This is a genomic window from Kitasatospora sp. NBC_01246 (genome assembly GCF_036226505.1).
Taxonomy (GTDB): Bacteria; Actinomycetota; Actinomycetes; order Streptomycetales; family Streptomycetaceae; genus Kitasatospora.
This window is the reverse complement of record NZ_CP108484.1, coordinates 6,360,103-6,385,600: the sequence shown is the minus strand read 5'-3', so window position 1 is coordinate 6,385,600 and position 25,498 is coordinate 6,360,103. Positions and strand designations below refer to the sequence as shown.

17 protein-coding genes and 1 pseudogene are annotated in these 25,498 nt (G+C 72.9%); 13 read left to right on the top strand and 5 right to left on the bottom strand.

Features of this window, described 5'->3' with window-relative positions; genetic code table 11:
• Positions 1 to 122: 122 nt before the first annotated feature.
• A complete protein-coding gene (locus tag OG618_RS27595; protein WP_329490238.1) occupies positions 123 to 1,136 on the top strand; it encodes a methyltransferase in 1,014 nt (337 codons plus the stop codon).
• Positions 1,137 to 1,762: 626 nt separating this feature from the next.
• Here the strand turns inward: OG618_RS27595 and OG618_RS27590 are convergent.
• Positions 1,763 to 2,335 carry an HsdM family class I SAM-dependent methyltransferase gene (locus tag OG618_RS27590; protein ID WP_329490236.1) on the bottom strand — a complete coding sequence of 191 codons (573 nt, stop codon included), beginning with the start codon at positions 2,333 to 2,335 and terminating at the stop codon, positions 1,763 to 1,765.
• Between the two features lie 5 nt (positions 2,336 to 2,340).
• Here OG618_RS27590 and OG618_RS27585 point away from each other — a divergent pair, with 5 nt between their 5' ends.
• Positions 2,341 to 2,505, top strand: a complete 165-nt coding sequence (locus tag OG618_RS27585; RefSeq protein WP_329490235.1) for a hypothetical protein — start codon at positions 2,341 to 2,343, stop codon at positions 2,503 to 2,505.
• A 286-nt stretch (positions 2,506 to 2,791) separates the two neighbouring features.
• Here OG618_RS27585 and OG618_RS27580 read toward each other — a convergent pair whose 3' ends face one another.
• The gene (locus tag OG618_RS27580) at positions 2,792 to 5,542 is read right to left on the bottom strand and encodes a KGGVGR-motif variant AAA ATPase (protein ID WP_329490234.1); all 2,751 of its coding nucleotides are present in this window, start codon (positions 5,540 to 5,542) and stop codon (positions 2,792 to 2,794) included.
• Between the two features lie 12 nt (positions 5,543 to 5,554).
• On the bottom strand, positions 5,555 to 5,968 hold the full coding sequence (locus tag OG618_RS27575; RefSeq protein ID WP_329490233.1) for a hypothetical protein: 414 nt from the start codon (positions 5,966 to 5,968) through the stop codon (positions 5,555 to 5,557).
• A gap of 226 nt (positions 5,969 to 6,194) precedes the next feature.
• Between OG618_RS27575 and OG618_RS38065 the strand changes: the two genes are divergently transcribed.
• The 5 genes and pseudogenes from OG618_RS38065 to OG618_RS27535 all read left to right on the top strand — a co-directional run bounded on the left by OG618_RS38065 (position 6,195) and on the right by OG618_RS27535 (position 11,585).
• Positions 6,195 to 7,273 (top strand): IS630 family transposase gene (locus tag OG618_RS38065; protein ID WP_442906872.1). Its coding sequence is split into 2 segments (ribosomal slippage): positions 6,195 to 6,696 and positions 6,696 to 7,273, totalling 1,080 coding nucleotides; the frame shifts between segments, so codons are not numbered across the junction.
• Between the two features lie 508 nt (positions 7,274 to 7,781).
• Positions 7,782 to 8,892, top strand: a pseudogene (locus tag OG618_RS38060) (IS630 family transposase).
• A gap of 409 nt (positions 8,893 to 9,301) precedes the next feature.
• Entirely contained in the window at positions 9,302 to 9,721 is a 420-nt protein-coding gene (locus tag OG618_RS27545; RefSeq protein ID WP_329490229.1) for an XRE family transcriptional regulator, read from the top strand.
• Positions 9,722 to 9,928: 207 nt separating this feature from the next.
• Complete coding sequence (locus tag OG618_RS27540; RefSeq protein WP_329490228.1) at positions 9,929 to 10,363, top strand: ParH-like protein; 435 nt, start codon at positions 9,929 to 9,931, stop codon at positions 10,361 to 10,363.
• On the top strand, positions 10,356 to 11,585 hold the full coding sequence (locus OG618_RS27535; RefSeq protein ID WP_329490227.1) for an MAB_1171c family putative transporter: 1,230 nt from the start codon (positions 10,356 to 10,358) through the stop codon (positions 11,583 to 11,585). Before OG618_RS27540 ends, OG618_RS27535 begins: the two co-directional genes overlap by 8 nt.
• A 182-nt stretch (positions 11,586 to 11,767) precedes the next feature.
• On the opposite strand, the gene OG618_RS27530 is transcribed toward OG618_RS27535, so the two are convergent.
• Positions 11,768 to 14,074, bottom strand: coding sequence for a tetratricopeptide repeat protein (locus OG618_RS27530; protein ID WP_329490226.1), 2,307 nt, complete (start codon positions 14,072 to 14,074; stop codon positions 11,768 to 11,770).
• Between the two features lie 93 nt (positions 14,075 to 14,167).
• The gene (locus tag OG618_RS27525; RefSeq protein WP_329490225.1) at positions 14,168 to 15,385 is read right to left on the bottom strand and encodes a hypothetical protein; all 1,218 of its coding nucleotides are present in this window, start codon (positions 15,383 to 15,385) and stop codon (positions 14,168 to 14,170) included.
• A 771-nt stretch (positions 15,386 to 16,156) separates the two neighbouring features.
• On the opposite strand from OG618_RS27525, the gene OG618_RS27520 reads away from it, so the two are divergent.
• The 6 genes from OG618_RS27520 to OG618_RS27495 all read left to right on the top strand — a co-directional run bounded on the left by OG618_RS27520 (position 16,157) and on the right by OG618_RS27495 (position 25,419).
• Positions 16,157 to 16,879, top strand: a complete 723-nt coding sequence (locus tag OG618_RS27520) for a Crp/Fnr family transcriptional regulator (RefSeq protein WP_329490224.1) — start codon at positions 16,157 to 16,159, stop codon at positions 16,877 to 16,879.
• A gap of 77 nt (positions 16,880 to 16,956) precedes the next feature.
• On the top strand, positions 16,957 to 17,862 hold the full coding sequence (locus OG618_RS27515) for a hypothetical protein (protein WP_329490223.1): 906 nt from the start codon (positions 16,957 to 16,959) through the stop codon (positions 17,860 to 17,862).
• Positions 17,855 to 20,713, top strand: a complete 2,859-nt coding sequence (locus OG618_RS27510; RefSeq protein ID WP_329490222.1) for a hypothetical protein — start codon at positions 17,855 to 17,857, stop codon at positions 20,711 to 20,713. Before OG618_RS27515 ends, OG618_RS27510 begins: the two co-directional genes overlap by 8 nt.
• Entirely contained in the window at positions 20,710 to 22,395 is a 1,686-nt protein-coding gene (locus tag OG618_RS27505; RefSeq protein WP_329490221.1) for a hypothetical protein, read from the top strand. The genes OG618_RS27510 and OG618_RS27505 overlap by 4 nt, the downstream gene beginning before the upstream one ends.
• A 3-nt stretch (positions 22,396 to 22,398) precedes the next feature.
• On the top strand, positions 22,399 to 22,980 hold the full coding sequence (locus tag OG618_RS27500; RefSeq protein WP_329490220.1) for a Pycsar system effector family protein: 582 nt from the start codon (positions 22,399 to 22,401) through the stop codon (positions 22,978 to 22,980).
• 87 nt (positions 22,981 to 23,067) lie between these two features.
• A complete protein-coding gene (locus tag OG618_RS27495; protein ID WP_329490219.1) occupies positions 23,068 to 25,419 on the top strand; it encodes a VWA domain-containing protein in 2,352 nt (783 codons plus the stop codon).
• Positions 25,420 to 25,498 lie beyond the last annotated feature (79 nt).

The window sequence follows — 25,498 nt, the reverse complement described above, 5'->3', positions numbered from 1 at the left end:
GAACTCCCGTCTCACGGCGGGGCAGTTGAACGACGCGACGCACGGCGCCTCCCCGCATTACCGTCGGCCGAACGAACCGTCATGCGCAACCTGCCGTCTAAGCCTAGGAAGTGAACGGGGCCATGGAAACGTCGCTGGTGAGTCTTGTCATGGGATCCTTGACGTCCGCGACGGTCGGCGCCGCGGCTCGGCTGGGTGTGGCCGACGCCCTCGCGGACGGACCGGCCACGGCCGCCGAACTGGCCAAGGCCGTCGACGCGGACCGCGACGCGCTGGTCTCCCTGATGACGGCCCTGACGGCGCTGGGGATCTTCGCCCGGGACGAGGACGGCCGCTACACCAACTCGCCCCAGTCCGAGCTGCTCCGCACCGACCACCCCGACTCGATGCGGCACCTGACCGCGCTGCTCTGCGGCCTCTACGCCCAGGCCGCCGCCGGCGGCCTGGCCGAGGCGGTCCGGACCGGCACCTCGGTCATGCCCCACGCCTTCGGCGTCCCGCTCTACGAGTACCTGGAGAAGGACCCCGAGACCGCGCGGATCTTCGACCTCGCGATGCAGGACTGGGCCCGGCCGATCGGCAAGATCCTGGCGGAGCACGTCCCGTTCGAGGACGTCCGCACGGTGATCGACGTCGGCGGCGGCAACGGCACGCTCCTCAAGGCGATCCTCACCGCCCACCCGCACCTCAAGGGCGTCTGCGTGGACCGTCCGGACACCTGTCGGCGGGCCGAGGCCGAACTCCGCGCCTCGGGCGACGCGGACCTCGCCGGGCGACTCACCTACCGCCCCGCCGACATCCTCCGCGAGGTGCCCGAGGGCGGCGACCTCTACATCCTCAAGAACGTCCTCCACGACTGGAGTTCCGAGAGCGGCATCCAGATCCTCGGCAACATCCGCCGCGCCATGAGCGCCGGCGCCGACGGCTCCCCGACCCTCCTGGTCATCGATCCCCTCGCGGAGCACGACTCCGGCGCCGCCTTCCGCAACGTCATCAAGATGATCGTCGGCGAGCCCAACACCCGCGAGCGCACCGAGGCCGACATGCGCCGCGAAGCCGCCGCCGCCGGCCTCCAGGTCGTCTCCCTCACCCCCTGCCCCGCCGACCTCACCGTCACCACCTGCACCCTCGCCTGACCGTCCCCCCGGCCCGCTGGGCCGCCTCCCCGGGGAGGCGGCCCAGCGGGCCGTCCCGGCGACACAAGCGGCCACAGCCGTCCGGCTCACGTACCGCCAGGTTCGAGATCTCCAGCACTCAGTCCCTCGCGCGATCTCAGCGAGTCGCTGAGCAGCCCGGGCCAGCCGAGTGGCCTCCCACTCCATGTCGAGCAGCACACGAAACGAGGCGCCGTAGCGCCGCTGGACGGGAAGTTCGCGTTGAGGAATGCGGGCGCCCTTGACGTCGAGGCGGTAGGAGCCGCTCTGGGACGTGGAGCGGCGGACATTGGAACCGGCGCGGAGGAACCCGTCGAGGTACTCGGGGTCGACCTGGCCGCCGACCACGCGAGCTCGCCGTCCTGCAGTTCGACAAGACCGGCCCGGATGAGGTCGGAGACGGTGACGGTGGCTCCGTCCCACAGGTCCGCACCGTCGCCGCGGCGCAGCTCGGGCAGCCGGCTCTGCAGCCCCGCAAGGGCGTCGGCAAGGTCGGAACGTGCCTGTTCGTACTCGTGGGCGAGGTCGCGCCGGACAGTGGACAGGTGCACGGCAGGGGTGAGGTCGACGACATCGTCGAGCAGATCGACCAGTGGAACATCGACGACCTATGCGTCGGTCGGCCGCAGCGGGCCGCCGGGCTTGTTCTCGGTCAGGTCGATCAGGCGGACGCTGTCGGGACGCGGCTCGCCCTCCTCCGGCCGTCGCAGGGTCCAGAGGTGGATCGGCAGGACGTGACCGGAGGCGACCCCGCCGGGCAGGGCTACGACCTGGCGGACGATGCCGCGGCGGACGAGTTCGGCACGGATCCGCCGGCCGGCTTTCCGGTAGGCGACCGAGGCGGGCATCACCATGAGCACATGGCCGCCCGGTGCGGTGTGCGCGTACGCGTACGCGTGCTGGAGCCAGGCGAGTTCGCCCTCCGCGCGGGACCGAGTGCCGAACTCCCACCGGTGGTCGAGCAGGAGCTCGTCCCGGCCCCAGTCCCCGGCGGCGACCGGTGGGTCACAGAGCACCAGGTCGGCAGCGAGCCCCGGGTGGCGGTCGGCCCGCAGGGAGTCGCCGTGGGCGACCCTGACATCACCGTAGTCGGCGAGCGAGGAACGGGCCAGGGCGATGTCCACCGCGTCGGCGTCACTGTCCTGACCGCTTCGGACGAGATCGGGGCCGGATCCGGGCACACGAGGTGCGCGGCTCCGCCGGCCCGCACGGCCAGGGCATCCGGCTCCACCAGCACGCCCTCGATCTGACCGTCAAGCCCACCGAACTCCTCGCGGTCTTCCGAAGTCTCGCGGCACACATGGCCCGCTCCCCCAGGACCGACTCCAGCCATGAGCGGAGGCGCAACTGAGAGCGTTCGCCACGCTGCTCCGGGAGGACACGACTATCGCCAAGTCCTCCTAAGCCAGCACTGCACACCCTGACACCGTCTCGCTCGGCGCCCCCAGATCGCGCCTCACGGTGCGAGGTCGCACGAGACCAGCTGCCAGTCACGACCCACAACCAGCGGGGTTCCGCATAGGTGGTGGTCTTCATGGACGCCTCGCCCGTGAAGACCACCACCTAAGAGCTGCCGTGGCACAGTTGATCAATTGCCCGACACTTCACGGGCGGGACCCTCAGGACAGCACAGCCGGTTACCAGAGCACCCTGGCACGCCGCTCGCTGTTGAACCCGAGGCCATGCCGGTAGATCTCCGGCACCCAGAAGCGCCCGTCCTGGCCCTTGCTGAAAACGCCGGACTCGATCAGCAGATCGGCCTGCGCCGTGGTCAGGTCGACCTGTTCCAGCTCGAACGGAACCGTGACGGAGTGGCCGAGGCCTTGCATGTGCGCCAGCAGCTTGCCGATCTCCTTGTCCTCCTCCCCCACTGAAACAATCTTGTTTCTGCTGCACTCGAGCAGCGCCTTCCGCATCGCGGTCGGCACGAGTACACGATCTTCTACCGTGTCGTTGTACTGCTCCGAATTCTTCGCGGCTGTCGCGAGGAACATAACGACGTCCCGCGCCTGCACTTGGCCGTTGAAATCCCCGAGAGCAGCGGGGACCCACAGGTGGGAGCGCGCCTCTCTGGACTTCTCGCTACCCATCTTCCAGCCCCACACCTGGATGAGGCTATTGATCAGCTCATCCTCTGAAAGATCGGTGATCCTGGACAGGGGGACAGGCTCGGGCAGGGCATCAGCATGTGCGGTCACCCACAATGCCAGCCTCAGCGCCTCCTCCTTACTCCAGTGCAGGGCATAGTGACTGAATCGACCAAGCAGCTGACCACTGTTCTGCCGAACCGCCCCGGTCACGAGGTCCCGGCGAACGAACACCACGAGCCCGAAGGGTCGACCACGCAACGACCGAAGCCATCCGAGGACGTCGATCAGCAGAACTCTCAGCGCCGTGCGCTTAGCATCGCTGTCAAGGTTCTGCAGGAGATCCTCGAGGCCGTCGATCACAAATACCGCCCTGGCCCGCCGACCAAGGCTGATCAGCGCCTCCTCGGGAGTCGTGCCATCGGAGACTTCCAGTCCGCATGACACAGCAAGGCACTCCAGCCAGAGACTCCGCCAACCGAGTTCGTCCTGACCGCTGAGCTTTCCCAGGCCCGCTTTCAGCCGGTCCGCACTGGACACGGTGATGTCCAGGTGGGCGCCATCTCCGTGCTGCGCCGCGAATTCATCGCGGAGGTCTTGCGGCTCAAAGTCCGTGGACTCCAGATTTGCCGATTCCAGGACAGGAACGATGGGGGCTTCCACCGTCACACCAGTGATCCCTGACTGTCCCGCAAAGGTCTGCCACGTACGCGCCGCGCACGCCTTCGCGTACATGAATGTCTTACCCGCTCCCTTTGCCCCTACGACGAGGACCTGGGGCAGCTCGGTACGGTGGTCGGCGAGCAGGCGACGAAGCGGTTCGGTCACCAGGAACCCACCGGCAGACGACAGGCCGCTCTGTTCCGCGTAGACGAGGTTGCCGGCGGTACGAGCCAGGTTCCCTCGCAATTGCGCGTAGTCCACCCCCGCATGCGCCAAGGGTGCGGCCCCGGCTACGGCGCGCAGTGAAGGTGCCGGAAGGATCGATTCGAGCCCATCAGCGACTCCGCACGACGAGACGACCTCCAGTACCGCGTCCCAGGACGAGGGGAGCGCAAGCAACTCCTCCCTGAAGGGGCTCAGGACCGGCTGCGCAAACAAGGCCGTATCCACGGCTACGGTATCGGTGTCGTCGGCCGTCGCGGCCGATCCGCCGAGCGCTGCGCCGAGGGCTGCCGAGAGCGCCCTACGCGCAGCATCAACCTGGACCGTGTGAGCGTCCATCCGGTACTGGGTGATGATGATCGACGTAGCCGGGTCCACACCTTGCAGAGCAGGCGCCTTTTGCCCGAGCTGACGGACCAACATTTCCGTTCCGGCCAAGGACTGATGGCTCAACGTTGTCACGAAGACGCGCTGGACCCTGGGGTCCAGAAGCACTGGGGCGGACAGCTCGGACGCTCCTGCCCGGAGGTCGACGACAACAGTGTCGACACCCAGGCGCGCCCCCAGGGCCGCGAGCGCTTCAGTCACGAAGTACACGGGACGGCCGGGCGAGAGAAGATCCGCCGGTTCGATCCGGGGCGGGACCAAGGTCGGCCGACGGCTCGACGGCATGACCGTGATGCTTCCGCCGCCCGGATAGTGACCCGCCTGCTGATTGGGAAGGTAGGCCCCAGCGACGTCGACCGCCCCGGTCCAGTCATGGCCCTCTGCACCCTGGAGGAGGGTAATGAAGTCCTCGTAGGAGAAGTCACACTGCCCTCCCTGTTCCGTATGCATCCAGGTAATGCCCGGAGCTTCGAGGTCTGCGTCTACCAGCAGGACCTTTCCACCATTCTTGGCCAACCTATCGGCGACGGCTACTGCATGCACCGTGCGGCCGACTCCCCCCTTGAAGGAGTGGAACGCCAGGACTTGCACATCATCGGCGAAGAATGGCTCCATCGGCCTGCTGAGAGGTTCGGCCAAATAGCGCGTGATGTGCTTCTCGCGAAGCAACGGGACACGCCGCCCCCGGCCGCCGGTGTCCTCGCTTTCCATACTGAGTTCGACTCTCAGTCCGGTGAACTCCATGGTGCGAGGGTCATCGAGACCAAGCAGCAGTTCCCCATCGACCCATCCTGCGGACCCGGTCCCGAATACCTCGTCCAGCCAGCTCTTGACCGCTTCGGGCGCGACGGTTTTGGCGGTCACCAACTCCAGGCAGTCCCACCAGCCATCTGCGGCGACAAGCCAGTCGGGCCATACCCCAGCTGTCGCCAGTCTCGTCAGGTGATCATCAACATCCACCCAGCTGAAGAGACGGCCGGGAGGCGCGATTCCGCTATCCATGATCTCCAGCTTTCCCAGTTCCGCCACGACCCAGCCCCCCTAGTCCTGCTCGCACCATGTGATGAGTTCGTCCAAGAGGTCGCGAGCCCTCTTCTCGTCCTCTACATGCAGTTTGACACCATAGCGCCAGGCCTGGTGCAAATCGGCAATGGCCACGTTCACCGCCGGTTGTCCTGCTGTCCGACAGTTCTGCATTCCCCTCAGCGCCGCCCCGAGGCGCCGTGGCAGCCCCAGATCCTTGGCCAGCTTCCAAAGATCATGAGTCGGTTCGAGGAGTGAGGTGTCCCGAAGACCCTTACGTATCAACACCCGCTCTTTGAGCGCGCACTCCGCCGCATAGAAGAGCAGGAGGCACGACGTGACCGCGTCCCCGCCCTCCGCCACCCTGCCCGCACTGTCCCGCAGCTGCATCCGTCGTCTGCGGAGAGCATGCGCCCCCACATGAAGCACCATGCCGCACATCATCGCACCACGACAGCATGTCAAGGGCCTGAAACGAACGATCAAGGTGCACCAGACAGCCGCACCTCGCCCGACCGAGCCGAACGAGGCTCTTGGTTTCGAAACGGTCCGACCGGCCCACCCCGCCTCCGTTTCTCTGATACTGACTTCGGCTCGTCAGGGTGAACTGTCCCGAATTGCCTGACGGGCTCGCTGCGGTGGTTGTATCCGGTGGTGTGTGAGGTATGCGGATGGGGGCGGGCTGACCGCCGCGGGACGGGTGCGCCGGGAGTCGCTGCGGATGCAGGCGGCCGAGCTGTTCGAGCAGAGGATCAAGCCGCCGGAAGTGGCCCGGCGTCTGCGGGTGAGCCCGAAGTCGGCCTACCAGTGGCACCAGTTGTGGCGCGATGGCGGTGTGCAGGCTCTGGCCTCTCGAGGCCCGGGTGGGTCGCGGTGCCGTCTGTCGCCGCGCTGCCTGGAGAAACTCGCCGCATACCTGGACCAGGGCCCGGCCGCACACGGCTGGGTGGAGGACCAGGTGTGGACCGCGGCGCGGGTGGCCACGCTGATCGGGCGGAAGTTCCACCTTTCCTACAGCGTGTCCGGGGCAACGAGGCTGATGCACCGGCTCGGCTTCAGCCCGCAGGTCCCCGCCCGGCGGGTGGCCGAGCGCGACGAGCAGGCCGTCACCGCGTGGAAGGAGGTGACCTGGGCGGAGGTAAAAGAGCGCGGGCGGCCTGCGGGGGCTACATCTGCTTCGAGGACGAGGCAGGATTCACCCGCCGTCCGCCCAGAGGACGCACCTGGGGCCGGCGGGGCCGCACGCCGGTTGTGACGGTCAGCGGCCGCCGCTCGGGACGGTTGTCGGTGGCCGGGATGATCGCCATGCGGCCGGGCTCGCGCACCCGGCTGTGCCACCGCCTGATCACCCACCCCGCGGGCAGAGGCAAGCGCCGCAGCATGGGCGAGCGCGACTTCATCGCCCTGGTCGACGGTGTCCACCAGCTCGTCAAGGCGCCGATCGTTCTCGTCTGGGACCGCCTGAACACCCACATCTCCCACGCCATGCGCGACTTGATCGCCGAGCGCGCCTGGCTGACGGTGTTCCTGCTTCCCGCCTACTCGCCCGACCTCAACCCCGTCGAGTGGGTCTGGGCACACGTCAAGCACAGCCTGGCCAACCTCGCCGTCATGGCTCTCGACCGACTCGAGGCCCTCGTACGCAACCGGCTCAAACGCCTGCAGTACCGGCCCGACACCCTCGACGGCTTCATAGCCGGCACCGGCCTGACCCTCGACACCCCAACCTCACCCTGACCAGCCGAAGTCAGTAGGGGGCTTCACGCACCGGTTCCTCTCGTACACCTTTCCAACTTGCGCGCCCGAGCATGCCTCTATCTGGCAGTGCTAGATTCACCTCGGCTCTGTCAGGGCTGCTCCCGCCCTCCTCGACGTTTCCCGAGTTGGGCTGCCCTCAGCTTCAGAGTCCTGCCACGACAGAACTCAGGTGGTGGTCTTTGCGGCTCGGTGAACCACGAGGGGTGGACGGCGGCGCTCGTGCGAGAGTTCGAGCTCGGCTCGCGTCTTGTCATCAAGGGACACCCGGTGGTGAGGGCGCGCGAAGGCCCAGCAGGTGTCCTCACCACGGCCGAGAACAACCTGAGGCCCTTGCACCCGGCACAGCGTCACAAAGCCAGCACCACGTGAAAGGTCACCGGCGTGCCATGCCGGGAGAGTCCGAAACCTCGGCCTCGACCGACCGGGCGGCCATGGACCGCGGCCCGGCGTCGGTGATCTTCTAGCACTCCGACGGCAAGGAGGCTCGCTGCCCACCGACACCCGATCCGTTCCAGGACACCAGCATGATGCGGATGGCGGCGGGCTGACCGCTGCGGGACGGTTGCGCCGGGAGACGTTGCGGATGCAGGCAGCCGAGCTGCTCGAGCAGAGGATCAAGCCACCGGAAGTGGCACGGCGTCTGCGGGTGAGCCCAAAGTCGGCCTACCGGTGGCACCAGTTGTGGCGTGATGGCGTGTGCGGGCTCTGTCCTCTCGCGGCCCGGGTGGGTCACAGTGCCGTCTGTCGCCGCACTGCCTGGAGAAACTCGCCGCGTACCTGGACCAGGGCCCGGCCGCACACGGCTGGGTGGAGGACCAGGTGTGGACCGCGGCGCGGGTGGCCACGCTGATCGGGCGAAGGTTCCACGTTTCCTACAGCGTGTCCGGGGCGACGAGGCTGATGCACCGGCTCGGCTTCAGTCCGCAGGTACCCGCGCGTCGGGTGGCCGAGCGGGACGAGCGGGCCGTCACCACGTGGAAGGAGGCGACCTGGACGGAGGTAAAAGCGCCCGCGCGGCCTGCGGGGGCTACATCTGCTTCGAGGACGAGGCAGGCTTCACCCGCCGTCCGCCCAGAGGACGCACCTGGGGTCGGCGAGGCCGCACCCCTTTCGTAACGGTCAGCGGCCATCGGTCGGGACGGCTGTCGGTGGCCGGGATGATCGCCATGCGCCCCGGCTCACGCACCCGGCTGTGCCACCGCCTGCGCACCCACCCCGCGGGCAAGGGGAAGCGCCGCAGCATGGGCGAACGTGACTTCATCGCACTGATCGACGGTGTCCACCACCTCGTCAAGGCGCCGATCGTGCTGGTCTGGGACCGCCTGAACACCCACGTCTCCCACGCCATGCGCGACTTGATCGCCGAGCGGGCCTGGCTGACAGTGTTCCTGCTTCCCGCATACTCGCCCGACCTCAACCCGGTGGAGTGGGTCTGGGCACACGTCAAGCACAGCCTGGCGAACCTCGCCGTCATGGCCCTCGACCGACTCGAGGCCATTGTCCGCAACCGGCTCAAACGCCTGCAGTACCGCCCCGAATCCCTCGACGGCTTCATAGCCGGCACCGGCCTGACCCTCGACACCCCAACGTCACCCTGACAAGCCGAAGTCAGTAACCACGCTGACTTGCAGTCGGAGGCAGCTCGGTCCTCCGCTGGCCTCGACTCCTCGCCCAGCAGGCAATCGCCCTGACCCATACGAACACCATGCCAGTCCACAACCCTTGCAGCGCATCACTGCGTGCGAGTGCCGACAGGTCCACCGGGGTACATCGGAAGGCGCCCCGTCTCGTCGCGGTCCACCAATGCAGCCGCCTTTTACCGCCTCGTCATCAGTCGGCGCCCTCGCGCCCGGGCGGCTGGTTCGGGCCGCATACCTGCTCCGGCAGGAGGCTGCTCTCCGGGCCGGTGCCCCGCGTGGGGGAGCAACTAGACTGGGGGCTCGGTTCGCGAGAGGTCGATCCGCGCACGGACGACGCGTGCGCCCGGGGTGAGGGAAGAGGTGTGCCGTGCCCGATGCGGACTCCGGTGCGTCCACGCTCGCGGCGAAGCTGGACCGGCTGTTCGACGTGGTCCGCCGTCCCGACCGTGAGCCGTACAGCCACGAGGAGGTCGCCCGGGCCTGTCGGGAGGCGACCGGCGAGAGCTTCTCGGCGACGTACCTCTGGCAGCTCCGGACCGGCCGCCGGAACAACCCGACGAAGCGTCACCTCGAAGCGCTGGCGCAGTTCTTCCAGGTGCCGCCGACGTACTTCTTCGACGACCGGCAGAGTGCCAGGATCGCCGAGGAGCTGGCGCTGCTCGGTGCACTGCGCAACGCGGGCGTACGGGACGTGGCGCTGCGCGCGGTGACCCTCTCCCCCGAAGGGCTCGGCACGATCAGCGACATGATCGAGGCGATCGCCCGCCGCGAGGCCGGCGGCCGGTAGCTGCCGCGGCGGCTCCGAGATGGTGAAGCGGATTCCCTCGGCGTTGCCGCGTCCGTAGTATCACCTCCCGGTCGACCGCCAGGGGGGCGAATCGTGGGGTATCCGGGTGGGGTTGAGCAGGGGCTCTGGCAGCGATGTCGGGGGGTCGCGGAGTCGATACCGATTCCGGAACCGTTCGGCATACCGGCGCTGACCGAGGCGCTCGCCGTGCGGCGCGGCAGACCCATCGAACTGATGCCGCTCTCCGGTCCGGAGCACTCGCCGTGCGGCGTGCTGATCACCACCGACCGGGCGGACTACATCGGTTATCCGGCCGACACCACGGCGCTGCACCAGCAGCACATCGTGCTGCACGAGATCGGCCACCTCCTCTGCGGGCACACCGGCGGCCCCGGGGCCGCCCCGGCCGTGTCGCCCGCGCTGACGACGCTGCTGCCGGAGGACCTGGTGCGCCGGGTGCTCGGCCGGTCCGGCTACACGCAGCGGATGGAGCAGGAGGCGGAACTCGTCGCCTCCCTCGCGCTACAGCGCGCGCTGCACCGGCCGCGCTCCACCGCCGTCGGCCAACTCGCCGACCAGGTCGTCCGGTTACGGTACGTGTTCGGTCGGCCGTTGCGGCCCGGCGCGGCCCGCCGTGGGTGACCAGCTGGCCAACGCCGCCGGGTACTTCGCCGGTGCGGTCGCACTGCTGGGCACGGTCTGGAAGATCCTGATGGACCGGGGACGCCGGTCCGATCCGGCGCTCCACCACGGCTACGCCTGCGGGGCGCTGATCGGCGCGGGGATGGCGGTGAGTGCCCCCGCCACCGGTCCGGCGCTGGCCGCCCTGCTCCCCGATCCTAGCCACCTCACCCTGGTGGCCGACCAGTTGAAGGTCACGGCCTCCGGCGCGCTGGCCATGATGGCGTACTCCACCCGGCCGGCTGCGGCGGCGCGGCGCGCGGTGCGGCGGCAGACCGCCCTCACGGCCGTCACCGTCCTGCTGGGCGTCGCCCTCTTCCTCGCCGCCTCGCCCGTCCGACGGGGCGCCGAGGTCGGCGTCGACGCCGCGGGCCGGCCCGTCCTGGCGGCCTACGTCACGTTGTTCGCCCTCCACACCGCGTGGTGCCTGGCGGTCTTCGGCTTCCTGATCGGGCGCTGCGCGCGGTGCCTGCCGCGCGGAGTCCTCCGGCTGGGCCTGCGCCTGATGGCACTGAGCGCGCTGGCGGGCCTGCTGTGGACCGCGGACACCCTGCACGACCTGGCGAACATCCTCGCCACGGGCCACGAGAACGGCGCGGAGAGCAGAGTGTCCGCGCTGGCGGGCGCCGTCTGCGTGACGCTCGGCTTCGCCGGTGCGACCGCGTCCGGCTGGGCGGACTGGGCCGGACGCGTCCGGGCCTGGCACGATCACCGCAGGCTCGGTCCGCTCTGGTCGGCGATGCGGACGGCGCTACCGGAGATCGAACTCGCCGCCCAGACCGGGCTGTTCGGCGACGCCGGCGGGCCGCTTCGCCGCGACATCCAGTTCGCGCTGTACCGGCGGATCATCGAGATCCGCGACGGCCAGCTCGCCCTCCGTCCCCATCTGCATCCCGAGGTGCGGCACTGGGTGGCGGAGGCCGTCGGCCCCGCCGAAGCGGAGGAGCTGGCGGCCGTGGTGGAGGCGGCCGCCATCGCGGCCGCCCTGGAGGCGGCCCGGGCCGGGCACCGGTTCGCCGGGCACCCCGGCGAGGGGTGCGTACCCCACCCGGTGGCGGCGGGCATCCACGAGGAGGCGGCCTGGCTGGTCCGGGTGGCCGCCGCCTACACCGGCTCGCCCGCCGTGGCGCACGTCCGCGCCCGGGTGCGCGACGAGCTGGGCCGCGCCGCGCTCCGGCACTGACGGCATGGGGCCGCCCCGCCGCCCGGCGTCTGCGGCGGGGCGGCGGGGCGACATCGGTGGGCGGGGCGGCATCGGCGGCCGGGGCGGCACCGGCGGGCCCGCTCAGGAACGGGCCGAATCAGGAATGGCCGGATCAAGAACTGGCCCGCTCAGGAACGGCCCCCGCGCAGACCCCGCCCCGCTCAGACCCGGGCCAGGTCGGGCATCAGCTCGTACACCTGCTCCGCGGACCCGGGGTCGGCCTCCAGGCAGGCGAGCAGGTCGGCCCTGGCGGTGTCCGCCCGGTCGAGCCCGATCAGGCAACGGGCCCGCTGCAAGCGGGCGTCCACGTCCTCGGTCGCGCCGAGCACCTCGTCGAGCAGCCCGAGGGCCTCGCCGTAGCGTCCGGCGTCGTGGTGGACCACGGCCAGGTTGAACCGCATGCCCGGGTCCGCCGAGAGCTCGACCGCACGGGCCAGGTCGGCGCTCGCGCCGTCCAGGTCGCCCTCCTCGTAGCGGAGTTCGCCGAGCAGGGCCCACGCCTGGGCGTACTCGGGGTCGGCGGCGAGCGCGGCCCGGCAGGCCTCGGACGCCGCCGCGGGGTCGCCCTCGGCCGCCAGCAGCTGACCCTTCAGGCAGAGGAGTTGCGGGCTGTCCGGAGTCGCCGCCAATCCGGTCCCGACCTCGCCCAGGGCGCGTTCGTGCTCGCCCGCCTCGAACAGCAGGGCGGCCCGGTTGAGCCGGGCGTCGGCGAAGGCCGGGTCGAGCTCCAGTACGTAGCCGAAGTCCGCCGCGGCCGCCTCGGTCTCGCCGAGTTCGGCCAGCACGTCGGCCCGGTTGAAGTACGCCTCCGGGAAGGGCGGCGACAGCCGGATGGCGCGGTCGTAGTCGGCCAGCGCCTGCTCCGGACTGCCGAGGTCGCGCCAGAGCATCCCCCGGTCGAAGTAGTACTCGGCGTAGTTGGGGTCGCACTCGATCACCGCCGTGTAGTCGGCGACGGCGTCGGTGTGGCGGCCGAGGCCCGCGTACACCTGGGCGCGGTTGTAGCGCAGCACGGAGCGGTGCAGCGCGTGCTCGTGCTCCTCCAGGGTCTCGTCGAGCCGGGCGATGCAGGCGTCCAGCAGCTCCAGCGCGGCTTCCAGGCGGCCCTGGTGGACCTCGATCAGCGCGAGGCCGTTGCGGTTGAACACGACCCGCGCCTCGCGCTCCTTGGGTTCGGGGTGCCACTTCGCGAAGGCGATCGCCTGGTTGACCCAGCTCCGGGCCAGCTGGTGGTCGCGCCGGTCGGCGCCGAAGTGCCGGGTGTGGAGCATGGCCGTGGCGTACGCGGCCTGCATGTGGACCTCGGGCGAGGAGCTGAGCGCCCGGGCCTCGTCGTACAGCGGCAGCGCCTGCTCGGCGAGGCCGAGCGCGGCGAAGGAGGTGGTCATCTTGGTGGTGAAGGCCCACCAGTGGGTGGGGTGGCTCTCGTGGGTGACCAGCCGCCGGCCGCGCTCGCCGAGGTCCAGGACGGCGTGGTAGTAGCCGAGGTCCATGCAGTGGTCGAGCGCGTGGCGCAGCGTGTCCGCCCCGACGCCGGACGGGTCGCTGCCGTGCTCCGCGTGCCAGGCGATGGCGCCGAGCCGCAGCGAGGACTCCCCGGCCGTCTCCAGCTCGGCCCGTCGCAGGTCGTGCAGCCGGGCGCGCTCGGTGGGCGGCAGGGCCAGGTAGGCGGCGAGCTCGTCCGGGTCGTCGCCCACGCCGTCCCCGTCGATGTGCCGGCGGCCGAGCACGGCGGCCGACGGCGTCCCGGCCGGGCCTTCGCCAGCCGAACCCGCCGAACCCGCCGAACCCGCCGAAGGCGACGAAGGCGACGAACCCGCCGGCCGCCCCTGGTCCGGCGCGCCGCCCTCCCCCCTCGGGACGACCACCGAGGCAACCACCGGGCCGACCACCGTGCAGTACGCGGCCAGCGCGGTCGGCAGGTCCTCGCTGCCGAGGCCGGCCGGGCTCACGGGCGGCTCGTCGCCGGTGGTGACCACCACGGTGAGCAGCGCGGGATCGACGCGCCGCAGCAGGACGGCGAGGAACTCGGCGTCCGTGGGGTCGGCCGCGTGGGCGTCGTCGACGATCAGCGTGCGCGGGGCGGAACCGACCGCGCGCAGGTACGCCTCCAGGAACTCGACCAGGCCGTGGGCGATCCGCAGGGTGCGCAGCGCCGAGTAGAAGCGGGTGCGCTCCTTGGGCACCGCCAGCGAGGTCAGCGTCTCCCGGATGGCCGGCACCAGGTCGCGCAACTCCGGTGTGGTGGAGAGGATCTCGATGTCGTGCCCGGTGACGGCCTCGGGGCAGCGGGCGAGCGCGTCCGGGACGATCGCGCGCAGGATCGCGCCGACGGCGGTGTAGGGCCCCCGGAGCCGGCGGTTGGCGTTCACCAGGGAGAGCACGGGCGGCAGGTCGAGCCGCTCGCGGGCGTCGGCGCGGGCGGGACGCCCGGCGGCGCGGACCCAGTAGTGGCGGTGCTCGGCCATGACACAGCTGCCTTTCGTGCGGTGGCGCAGGAGAGAGGGGTCGGTTCGGGCGTCGGGCCGGGGCGGCGAGCCGCGCACGGGCGGGGGCGGGCGTCAGGCCGAGGCGGCGGCGCGCCGCTCGCGGGCGGCGAGCACGAGGACGGCCACCGTCTGCGCGGCGCTGAGCAGCATCAGGGCGAGCGAGTCGAGCCGGCCGGCGAGCGAGGCCTGGCCGGTCAGCCGCAGCCACATGTCGTGCAGCAGCCGGTAGGCCGTCGGTACGACGACCCCGGCGAACATCGTGAGCGTGAACACGTAGCCCACCAGCATCAGCCAGGCGTACCAGCGCGCGACGCGGCGGTCCACCGGGTGGTGGACGGACAGGTCCAGCGGCGGCCGTCCGGTGCCGCGCCGGACGGCGTTGCGCAGCACGTCGGCCGCGGCGGCGTGCAGGTTCACGCAGCCCAGGACGGTGCTGAGCAGGACGTAGAGGTCGGTCCGCAGGTAGAAGAACCCCTGCCAGGCGAGGCGCAGTACGGTGGCGTAGGCCATCGCGAGGCAGATCGACGCGACGCCGGCGTTCGTGTCACGGGTCAGGTCCGCGACGAGGGTGAGCACGGCGATCGCCAGGGTGTCGGCCAGCATGCCGGCCATGATGGGCAGGTAGCGCTTCCGCCGCTCCACGCCGACCAGGCCGTCGAGGGAGGTCTCCAGGACCAGGTAGACGAGCCGGCGTCCGACGGAGAGCCGCGAGCGCAGGCCGAGCCGGCGTCCGGCCAGCGCGTGGAAGGCCTCGTGCAGGGCGAGCAGCGGCACCTGGCCGACGAACAGCATCAGCACGACGAGGGTGTAGGACGAGCTGAAGAAGATGTGGTCGACGCGCGGGACCAGCCGGGGCACCCGGATCATCTCGGCGACGGCGAGGGCCGTCACGAGTGCGTAGCCGACGAAGGCCGGTCGGCTGAACACCAGCCGGCCCAGCCGCTGCCAGCGCACCGGGGTGGCACCGCCCGCCGGTCCGTCCGGTCCCACCGGTTCCCCGGCGGAGCGGACGAGGTCGAGCTCGACGAGGGCCTCGACCAGGTCGGCGATGTCGACGCTCTCACCGTGCGCGGCCTCGTAGCGTTCGGCGGCCTCGCGGGGCGTGCGGCCGTCGGCCAGCATCCGGACCAGCTCGGCGCCGTCGGGCGGGAAGACGGCGTAGGTGTCGGTCTCCGGGCTGCCGATGGTGACTTCGTCGGCCTCCTGCAGATAGACGAGGCGACGCAGTGGCACCGCACGGTCCAGGTCGACGCCCGGGGCGGCGGAGCCGCTGTCCGTGGAGGAGTGCACGGATCCTCCTGCGGGAGGTAGGCGGAGGGGCGAGGTGGAGCGGTGCCGGCCGCACGTGGGTCCGGCCGGCACCGTGTGCCCCCTTGCCCGGGGGGATGGATCAGTTCTGCACGGCGCAGGACCACGGCAGGTACAGCGCACGGGCCGCGCTGGTGAGGCGAACCGGGCCGGCCTTGCGGACGACGATCTTCTTCATGGCACACACCTCCTTCGATGACTGGCTGGCAACAACGCCATCAGCTGAGATGAATGACCATGGGTCAGTCGTCCACACCAGCTCGGCGATGGGCCAAGAGTGGTGAAGTTGTGCCGATCGTGTCAAGGGACCGGACTCGACTGGCCGGAACGGTGGAGAAGGCCGTCGGACGGCCCGCCCACCCGGCCCCGCAGGCCACCTCCGACCCGCCCGCCGCCGCTGGCCACCCGGCATGACCGGGACCACCCGGCCGGTTCGCCGGACGCCCCCCGGGGCGCAGTGCGCGGGGGCGCACGACGGCGCATCGAGCGTGTACACCGCACTGTTGCCAAGAGATGTCTGAATCGTGTCCCAAACCGCGCCGCTCTTCCCGCGATCGCCTTGCCGACCTGCCCGTTCGCCGTACGGCCCGGGCACCGCCGACTCCTCGCGGAGATGTCACACCAGCCTCGTGAATCCCTCCAGCACCACATCGCTCCCGCCGCGAGAAATTCGGCCAAATTCCTCCTCCGGCAGGTCTACGATCTCCCAACGTCGGAGCGGATCAAGACGGTTGGTGAGGACCAGGAGGTGACATGGGTCTGCTCGGCGGCGACCAGCCCTTCGCCCGAACACTCACCGCCCACGATCTCGAAGCCCTGGTCTCGCTCGGGGCCGAGCGGACGTTCCGGCCGGAGCAGCACCTGCTCTCCGAGGGCGACCGGTCCACGCACGTCCTGCTGGTGCTGGCCGGCTGGTCCATGGTCTTCACGGCCATCGACCGGGGGGCGACCCGGCTCGTGCTCGGCCTGCGCGGACCGGGTGAACTCATCGGCGAGCTGGCCGCGTTGGACCAGCGACCGCGCAGTGCGACGGTCCAGGCGCTCGGGCCCGTCAAGACCCTGGTGATTCCCGGCGACAGCTTCCGCCGGTTCCTGGCCGAAAGCCCCCGGGTCGGCAGCCAGGTGATGACCCAACTGGCCTCCCGGCTAAGGGACTCGGACCGCGAACGGTCCGCGCTCGCCTCGCTCACCGTGGTCCAGCGACTCGCCCGCCGCCTGGTGGAGCTCTCCGGCACCGACGCCACCTCCCGGCCGGGCCGGGACGGCGCCGCCGCGGTCGTCCACCTCGCCCAGGAGGACCTCGCCGCGACCGTCGGCGCCACCCGCGAGGCGGTGGCCAAGGCACTCAGACTCCTGCGCGACCAGGGCCTGGTGCGCACCGGCACCCGGCAGGTCGAGATCCTCGCCCCCGCCCCGCTGCTGCTGCTCGCGCGGGGACCGGCCGAGCAGCGGCCGGAGGCGCGACGGCGCACTTGAGGCGCGGCCGGGCGTCACCGCACGGCGCATGTAAACGGTCACAGACAACCCGGCGCGCGGCAGGCGATTCTGACGACGTGGCAGAGACAACCATGGGGGTGGACGTGGACGACCAGGCAGTCGACGCGGTGTACGAGCTGGTCGTGGGCGTGGACGTCCGGCGGTCCGGGTCCTACGACGACCAGGGCAAGACCCGGATGCGTCGGCAGCTCTACGCCGTCCTCGACCGGGCGTTCGCCCGGGCCGGGGTGCCGGCCCGGCTCGTCCACCGCGAGGACCGCGGCGACGGCATCCTGGCGGCCATCGCCTCGACCGTCCCGCCGGCCCGGATCATCGGCGTCTGGGTGGCCGAGGTGCACGAGCAGCTGCGCCAGGACAACCGCGACCTGCGGATGCCGCTCGGGCTCCGGATCGGCCTGCACGTCGGCCCCGTCACCCACGACGCCCAGGGGATCAGCGGCCACGCCGTCGACCTCGCCTGCCGGCTCACCGACTCGGACGCCGCGCGCCGGCTGCTCGAACGCGACCGGGCCGACCTGGTGGTGGTCGTCTCCGACTCCCTGTACCGGGAGGTCGTCTGCCACGGCGGCCGCTTCGTCGACCCCGAGCACTACGCTCCGGCGCGACTGCGGCTCAAGGACGGCGGGGTGCACGCCTGGCTCCGGCTACCGGGCAGGCCACGGCCCGTCCCGGTACCCGAGGGCGGCGGCACGTCCGCCGAGGGGCCGCCCGCCGACGAGCCGACCACAGGGGAGCCGGCTCGCGGCGGGACGGCCGACGGCGGGACGACGGGCGCACCGGACCACGCGGCCGGGAGCGCCCCGCACCGGACCGAGCCCCGCCGCGGGCCCGCCGCGGACCCGGTCGCCACCGGTCTGCCCCACGGCACCACCGTCGCCGGCGACCTCTCGGTGCACCACGACAACACGTACCAGGCGCCGGTCCACATCGGCCGCACCACCGAGGGAGACCGCCGTGGCTGAGCCCGCCGGCACCACCGAGGCACCCGCCGAGCGCAGGGCGGAGGAGCCGCGCGAGCGCGCCGCCCGGCGGCCGGAGGCCCGCCCGGAGCCCCGGGCCGGCGGGCCCGAGAACCGCGGGCACCACGACCGCGGCCGCGAGCCGGGCGACCGGGACCGCCGCGGTGAGCACCGCCCCGGGCGCGACCGCGCCGACCGGGAGCGCCCCGGGCCGGACCGCCCCGAGCGGGACCGCGGGCCGCAGCCGGCGGCCGGCGACGAGCCGGTGCGCACCGGGGACGATCCACCGCGCGCCGAGGCGGACCGGGAGGAGCCGGGGCGCGCCGAACAGGACGGCGAGGAGCAGGAGCGCTCCGAACGCGAGCGCGCCGCCGGCCGCTTCCGCGAGCGCAGCCGCGACCGCCTCCTGGACGAGCAGGAGGACGAGGGCGGCGCCGCCACCGGGATGGCCGCCACCTCCCGCGCCCACCGCTCGGCCCGGTCCTCCTACCAGGTCGGCGGCGACCACAACCTCTTCGACCGCTCGGTGTTCCACCGCGCCCACATCGGCGACGTCCACCTCAGCCTGGACGGCCGGCAGGCGGTCGGCGCGGTCAGCGGCCCGGTGCCGGAGGCGGAACTGCGCCGGGTCCGCCGGATCTACCGCGACCCGGAGGGGTACGTGGGCCTCCAGCGGGCGCTGCGCCGCCAACGCGTGCTGGTGCTCGCCGCCGCCCCGGGCACCGGCCGGACGTGCACCGCGCTGGCGCTGCTCGACGAACTGACCCAGGCGGGCCCCGCCCAGCCCGCGGCCGGGGCGGAGCCCGGCGGGGCGGTCGGCGAGAAGCCGCCCGCCCGGGTCTCCCGGATCGCGCCGGACACCCGGGTGCCCCGGCTGACCACCGTGGTCGCCGAGGGCGAGCACCGCGACCGCGGCTACCTGCTCGAACTCCCGTCCGGCGGGGGCCGCACGGTACTGCCGCCCGACGAGTTCGAACTCGACGCGCTCGCCGCCGCCCTCGTCGCCCGGGACTCCTTCGCGGTCCTGGTGGTCGCCGCCGGCCCCACCGCCGCCCCGCTGCTCGCCGGGCGGTACGGCCTGATCTGCCCGCCGGCGCCCACCGAGGAACTGCTCCGGGCCCGGCTGGCCGAGCGCCTCGCGGCGGAGCCCGCCGGGGCGGACGGCGAGCAGCGGGACGCGGAGTCCGACGCCGGGTCCGCAGCAGGGTCCACCGGGGAGCCGTTCCGGACCGACCCCGACGCGTTCGGGCGTGCCGAGGAACTGGTCGACGACCCGGAGGTGCGCGCCGCCGTCGGCCTGGAGGACCTCCGCCCCGCCGAGGCCGAGCTGCTCGCCGACCTGGTCTCCGCCCACGTGCTCGGCCGGCTCACCCGCCAGGACCTGCTGGACGGCTGCGCCAGCCTCGCCCCGCAGCAGGCCCAGCAGTGGTTCGCGGGCGCCGACCGCGAGATCGCCGACACCGCCGGGGACAGCGGCCGCTCGGCCGCCACCGTGCTGCACCCCACCGCGTCCCGGATCGCCCTCGCCGTCCTGAACGGCTCGGCGCACAGCACCGTCGCGGAGGCCGCGCACCTGCTCACCTGGGAGTTCGCGGTCGCCCGCGATCCCGCCAACGCGCCCGCCCGGCCGCTGTTCTGCGACGACCCGGCCTCCGACCTCGCCTTCCTGCGGGCCGAGTTGACCGACGGCGAGGTGGAGACGGCCGGTGTCGGCGCACCCGCCCGGATCGTCCGCTACCGGGGTGCCGCCCTGCCCGCCGCCGTCCTCGCCGAGGTCTGGGACCGCCACCACCCGGCCCGCGAACCGGTGATCCGCTGGATGCGGCTGCTCGCCGACGACCCGCGCCCCGAGGTCTGGGTCCGGGCCGCGCTGGCCTCGGGCGAGCTGTGCTCCCGGGACTTCGCCACCGGCTACGAGAAGCTGGTCCGCCCGATGGCCACCGCCCCCGCCACCCAGCGCCGCGCCTTCGCGGCCACCGTGCTCGACCAGACCGCCCGGCACGAGAGCCACCGGCCCGCCGTCCGGGCCCTGGTCCGGGACTGGACGAGGTCCGACTCGGTGCGGCTGCGCTGGACCGCCGCGATGGCCCTCGGCTTCGGCCACATCGCCCCGGTGGAGGAGGCGCTGGACCGGCTGGCCCGGATCGGCACCGACGAGCACGACGACCAGGCGCCGCTCGTCTCGCACAGCGCCGTCCGGCTGCTGTCCGGCCCCGACGACCGGGCGGTCCTGCGCCGGATCGCCGACTGGACGGCCGACCGCCGCGTGCCGCACCAGGACCTGGGGCTGCTCACCATCGTCCGGCTGGCGGTGACCACGGTCGGCGAGGTCTGGGACGGCGAGGCCTCGCCGGACCTCGCGGACCACCTGGACTGGCCGCTGCCGCTGGCCCTGGCCGTGACCCGGCCGGACCGGGTCCGGGCCCTGGCCGACCTGATGTGGACGGCGCTGCGCACCCCGCGCTCCCACGAGGCCGCCACGGACTGTCTGGAGTACTGGTTGCGCGGGGCCGTCCCCGAGGAGGACGGCGGCCTGGAGGGCGGGCCGGACACCGGGCGGGGCCTGGCCGCACTGCTGCCGTCACTGCTCGGCGGGGACCGCGAACGGCAGCTCCTGGACTGGTTGTTGCGCCGGATGATGAAGGATCCCGACGCCCCGCTGGACAAGGCGGCGGCCCGCCGCCTCTGGCACCTCGCCACCGAGGGCCGCCCCGCCCCCGAGGCCCGGCCCGCCCCCGTCGGCCGTCCGGACCGGAGCCGTACCGCCCCCGACCCGAACCGCACGGACCGGCGGCACACGGACGAACAGCGCACGGACCGGCAGCGCAGGGACACCGAGGAGGACGAACGATGACGGACGACCCGAAGGCGGGCCGGAAGTCCCCCGGCCGGGGCGGCGCCTCCTCGGTGCACCCGGCAGGCCCGCTGCTCAAGGAGTACCCGCGCCCGGAGGGCGGCCTCCCGCAGCCCGGTGCCGGCGTCGCCCAGGTGCTCTTCTACCGCAACGGCGGCCACAGCATCATCACCGCGCGGGGCAGCGAGCACGTCGGCCGCCCGTTCATGGCGCGGCCGGTGACGGTCTGCGAGGTGGCGCGGGGCACCCATATGACCCGGGTGTCGCTGCAGGTCCCGGCCGCGGGCGGCACCACCTTCTTCGAGGTCGAGGCCGACATCCAGTGGACGGTCACCGACTACCTCAAGGTGGTGGACGAGCAGGTCACCAACGTCGCCGTCCGGATGCGGGCCCCGCTCACCGAGCGCCTGCGCGGGGTCTGCGCGGGCTACCCGATCACCGCCGCGACCGAGGCCGACCGCGCCGTCAAGTCCGCCTGCCGCAACGGCCAGTGGGACGACCTGGGCTACGACCTCGGCCTGCGGGCCGAGTTGTACATCCGCTTCACGGTGGACCGCAAGGCGATCGCGCAGGCCGAGCAGGTCCGGGACGACGACCACCGCGGGACGATGGCCGAGCGGGAGCACGCGCACGACCTGGCCGGCGAACACCACAGCGGTGAGCTGCTCCAGCTGCGGATGCAGAAGTTCCGGGTGATGCTCGAAGGCGGCGAGTGGAGCCAGATCTGCTTCATGCTCGCCGACAACCCGGCGGAGGCCCGGGCCTTCATGGAGCTGCTGCGCCAGGAGGCCCGCCAGGACCGGCGCGAACTCCTCGACCACACCCTGGACCTGGTCGAGAAGGGGGTGATCCAGTCCGCCGAGCTGGAGAGCCAGGTCCGGGAGCTGCTGGGCACCGGGGCGTACCGGGTGGAGGGAAGCTTCGGCCGACCGCCGGTGCGGCCCGCACCGCCGCGCCGCGAGCTGCCGCCCGGCCGGCGGCACGACGACGGCCCGGACGGCCACTGGGACGAGCACCGGGACGACCGGTCGGACCGCCGGCACGATCGCGACGGCAGCCGCGACGACGACCGGAAGGACGACCGGAACAGCGACTGGACCGACGGTTGGAACGACAGCCGGTGGGACGAGCGCCGCAGCAGCTGGGACGACCGGTCGGACCGCCACGACGACCACCGGAGCGACGACCACCGGAGCGACACCAACCGGAGCGACACCAACCGGAGCGAGCGCCGCCGGAACGACCGCCGGGACGATCGGAGCACCAGGGCGGACGGCCCCGGCGACGCCCGGAACGAAGGGGCCGCGCACCGGAACGACCGCCGTACGGAGCGGCGCGAGAACCGGTGGTCCGAGCCGGACGACCGCCGAACCGACCGGACGGACCGTCCGGGTGGCCAACGCCCCTACACGCCCTCCTGGTTGGAGGCCGACCCGGCTCCGCCGCAGCGGCCCGCCGCCGACACCCGGCTTCGACGCCGGCCCAGCGAGGCCTTCGACGACTGGGAACCCGCCCCGGCCCGCGACGCCCCCGGGCTCCGGACCGACCGGACCGGCACCCCGCGCACCGACGACCACGGCCCGGACCGCGACCGGGGCCGGCGCCGCGATCACGACCCCGACCACGCCCCCGACGACGCCCGCGACGACGACCGGCCCTGGTCGCCGAACGGCGGGTGGTGAGCCGTGCCCGACCCCCGCACCACCACCGTGCCCCCGATACCGCCCCCCGCCGCCACCTCCACCACGTCCCCGTCCCCGACCACATCCCCGTCCCCGCAGGCACCCGCCCCCGACGAGGCCCGCTTCGTCGCGGACCGCCTGCTGGCCGCCGTCCGCGAGGACATCGGCCGGGCCGACACCAAGGCCTCGATCCTGCTCACCGCCGCCCTCGGCCTGCCGGCCCTGCTGCTCGGCCGCAGCTGGCCGGACGGCCGGCCCACCGGCCTCGCCGCCGTCCTGCTCGCCCTCGGCGGCGCGCTCTGGGCGGCCGGAGCCGTGGCGCTGGTGCGGGCGATCCTGCCCCGCACCGGCACCCAGCGCGATCACGAGGGCGTCACCTACTTCGGTGACCTGCTGCCGGCCGAGGGCCGGACGGCGCTGGCCGACCGGGTCGCGGCGGCGGGCCGCGACCCGGTCGGCTGGCTGCTCGTCCAGGCCGTCGACGTCAGCACCATCCTCGCCGCCAAGTACCGCTGGATCCGCTGGGGCGTCGGCTGCCTCGCGCCCGGCGCCGCCCTCACCACCGCCGGGCTGCTGCTCGCCTGACCGCACCCTCCTGCCCCCACCCGCCGACTCCCCGGCCGGCCACACCGGTCGGCCGGGAGCACGCACCCTGATCCAGAGGAGATGACGGTGCACCACCTGTCCCTCGGGCCCTCCCGCAGGCGCGCCACGGCCGCCGCGGCCCGGCCCCGGCGGCCGCGCCACCGCCTCGGTCGCGCCGCGGCCGTCGTCGCGGCGGCGGCCCTGCTGACCACGGGCCTGCCCACAGGCCCGGCCGCCGCCGACGATCCCGCGCCCGCGGCCGCGCCCGGCACACCGTCGGCGTCCATCGGCCCGGTCAACTACGCCGTCGCCGTCGACGAGTCCGGCAGCCTCAAGCCCGCCGACCTCGAACGCGAGCGCGCCGCCGCCGTCCGGATCGCCCTCGGCGAGGTGCACCCCGCCTCGACGGTGGGCGTGTTCGGCTTCGCCAGCGCGGACAACGCGGGCCAGCACCCGGTGGACGAGGTCTGCCCGCCGACCGTCCTCGACGCCGCCGGCCGCGACCGGATCGGCACCTGCATCGCCAAGCTGCACAGCCGCGCCCCCGACGAGGGCCAGGGCACCGACTTCCCGAACGCCGTTCTCCAGGGCGTCGGCCGGCTCGGTGACGGCACCGACCCGGCCGTCCCCCGGGTCCTGTTCGTCCTCACCGACGGCAAGCTGGACGTCAGCGACAGCCCCGCCTACGGGGACCCGGCGCACCGGGCGGCCGCCGGCGAGGAGGCGCTGACCAGGGCACTGGCCGCCGCCAAGGCCGCCAACATCCAGATCTGGCCGCTCGGCTTCGGCGCGGAGATCGACCGGGCCGCCCTGGACCGGATGGCGGCCGGCGGCTTCCAGGAGGGCTGCGTCAGCCTGCCCGGCGCCAGGCCCCGAGCTTCGGTGGTGCAGGACTCGGGCGCCGTCGGCACCGCGCTGGAGGCCGCCTTCGCCGCCGCCCACTGCCTGCGCGCCGAGCCCGGCAACACCGGCCACCCGCCGGCCGACCTGCCGGTGCGGATCTCCCCGCTCGCCACCGTCGGCAGCATCGTGGTCGACAAGGGCGACCCGCAGGTCACCGCGACGTACTTCGACCCCTCCGGGAAGCAGATCACCGGGCCCGGGTCCGACCCCGACTCGACGTTCGAGTTCTCCGGCCGCGACCAGAGCGTCGAGTCGCTGCGCATCACCGACCCGGTGCCGGGCGACTGGCGGGTCCACCTGGACGCCCCCGAGGGGCACCGGGACCAGCTGGCCAGCGTCAGCGTGCTCTGGCGCGGCGCCCTGAACAGCTCGATCACGCTGACCCCGCCGTCGCCGCGGGCCGGCGAGAAGGCCGTGGTGACGCTCAAGCTGCAGACCCGCAAGGGCCTGGCGATCACCGACCAGCAGGACCTCAAGGACCTCGGCGTCACCGCCGTCCTGGCGGGCGAGGGCTTCCCGTCCGTCCCGGTCCCGCTGGCCGACGACGGCGCCGCCCCGGACGCGAAGGGCGGCGATGCCACGTTCACCGGCACCGTCACCGTCCCCGCCGGCGCCACCGGCCGGATCACCGCCTCCGGCACCCTGACCGCCTCCGGCCTGGCCGCCGACGAGAACCGCCCGGCCGCCTCGGTGGTCTCCCCGGCGGTGCCGCTGGTCACCGCGTCGTTCTCGCTGGACGGGGGCGCCAGCGCCCACCCCGGGGACGGCGTCGGGGGCACCCTGACCCTGCGCAACGACGACGCGGTGCCGCACACCCTGCGCCCGGCCGTCACCGACCTCGCCGCCGGCCTGCTGACGGTGTCCCCGGGCTCGGTCACGCTGGCGCCCAAGGAGTCGCGCACGGTCGACGTCACCCTGACCGTGGGCAGCGCCAAGGCGTTCGGCCGGCTGCTCGGCGACGACGGCGTGACGGTGGGCGGCAAGGTCACCGTCGTCGACACCTCCGACCGGGACCGGGTGCTGGTCGACAGCCCGCTCTCCCTCACCGTCACCCCGCCGCCGACCTTCCTGGAGCAGTGGTGGTGGGCCCTGGCGCTCGCCGGCGCCGTCGTGGTGCTGGCCGTGCTGGGCCTGCTGGTCCGTCGCCGGATCACCCGCGACCGCAGCACCCCGGCCGGGCTGGAGCTGCTCCTGCTCGACGACGGCGGGCGCGAGATCGGGAAGCACACCGCGTCCGCCGGCTCCCGCGGCTGGTACGAGTTCGAGGTGAGCGGTGTCGGCGGGCCGCACCCGCGCATCGTCCGCCGGCCCGGCGGCACGTACCGGGTGCAGCGCAGCCAGGACGGCGGCGCGGTGCTGGAGATCCGCCGCCGGTCGCCCTCGCGGCTGAGCGCGGACACCCCCGTTCCGCTCGCCGACGGTCTGAGCCTCGGCCTCGGCGCGGGCCGCCGCACCGGGCCGACCCTGCCACCACCGCGATCCGACGAACGGCCGTTCGCGACGGGACCGTCCACGCCGTCCTCCGACTACCTCTGACCCGGGCGCCCGCCCCAGCCACGCCGACCCCGACCCACGCCCACCCCACGCACGTCCACCTCGCCCCACCCCACACCCG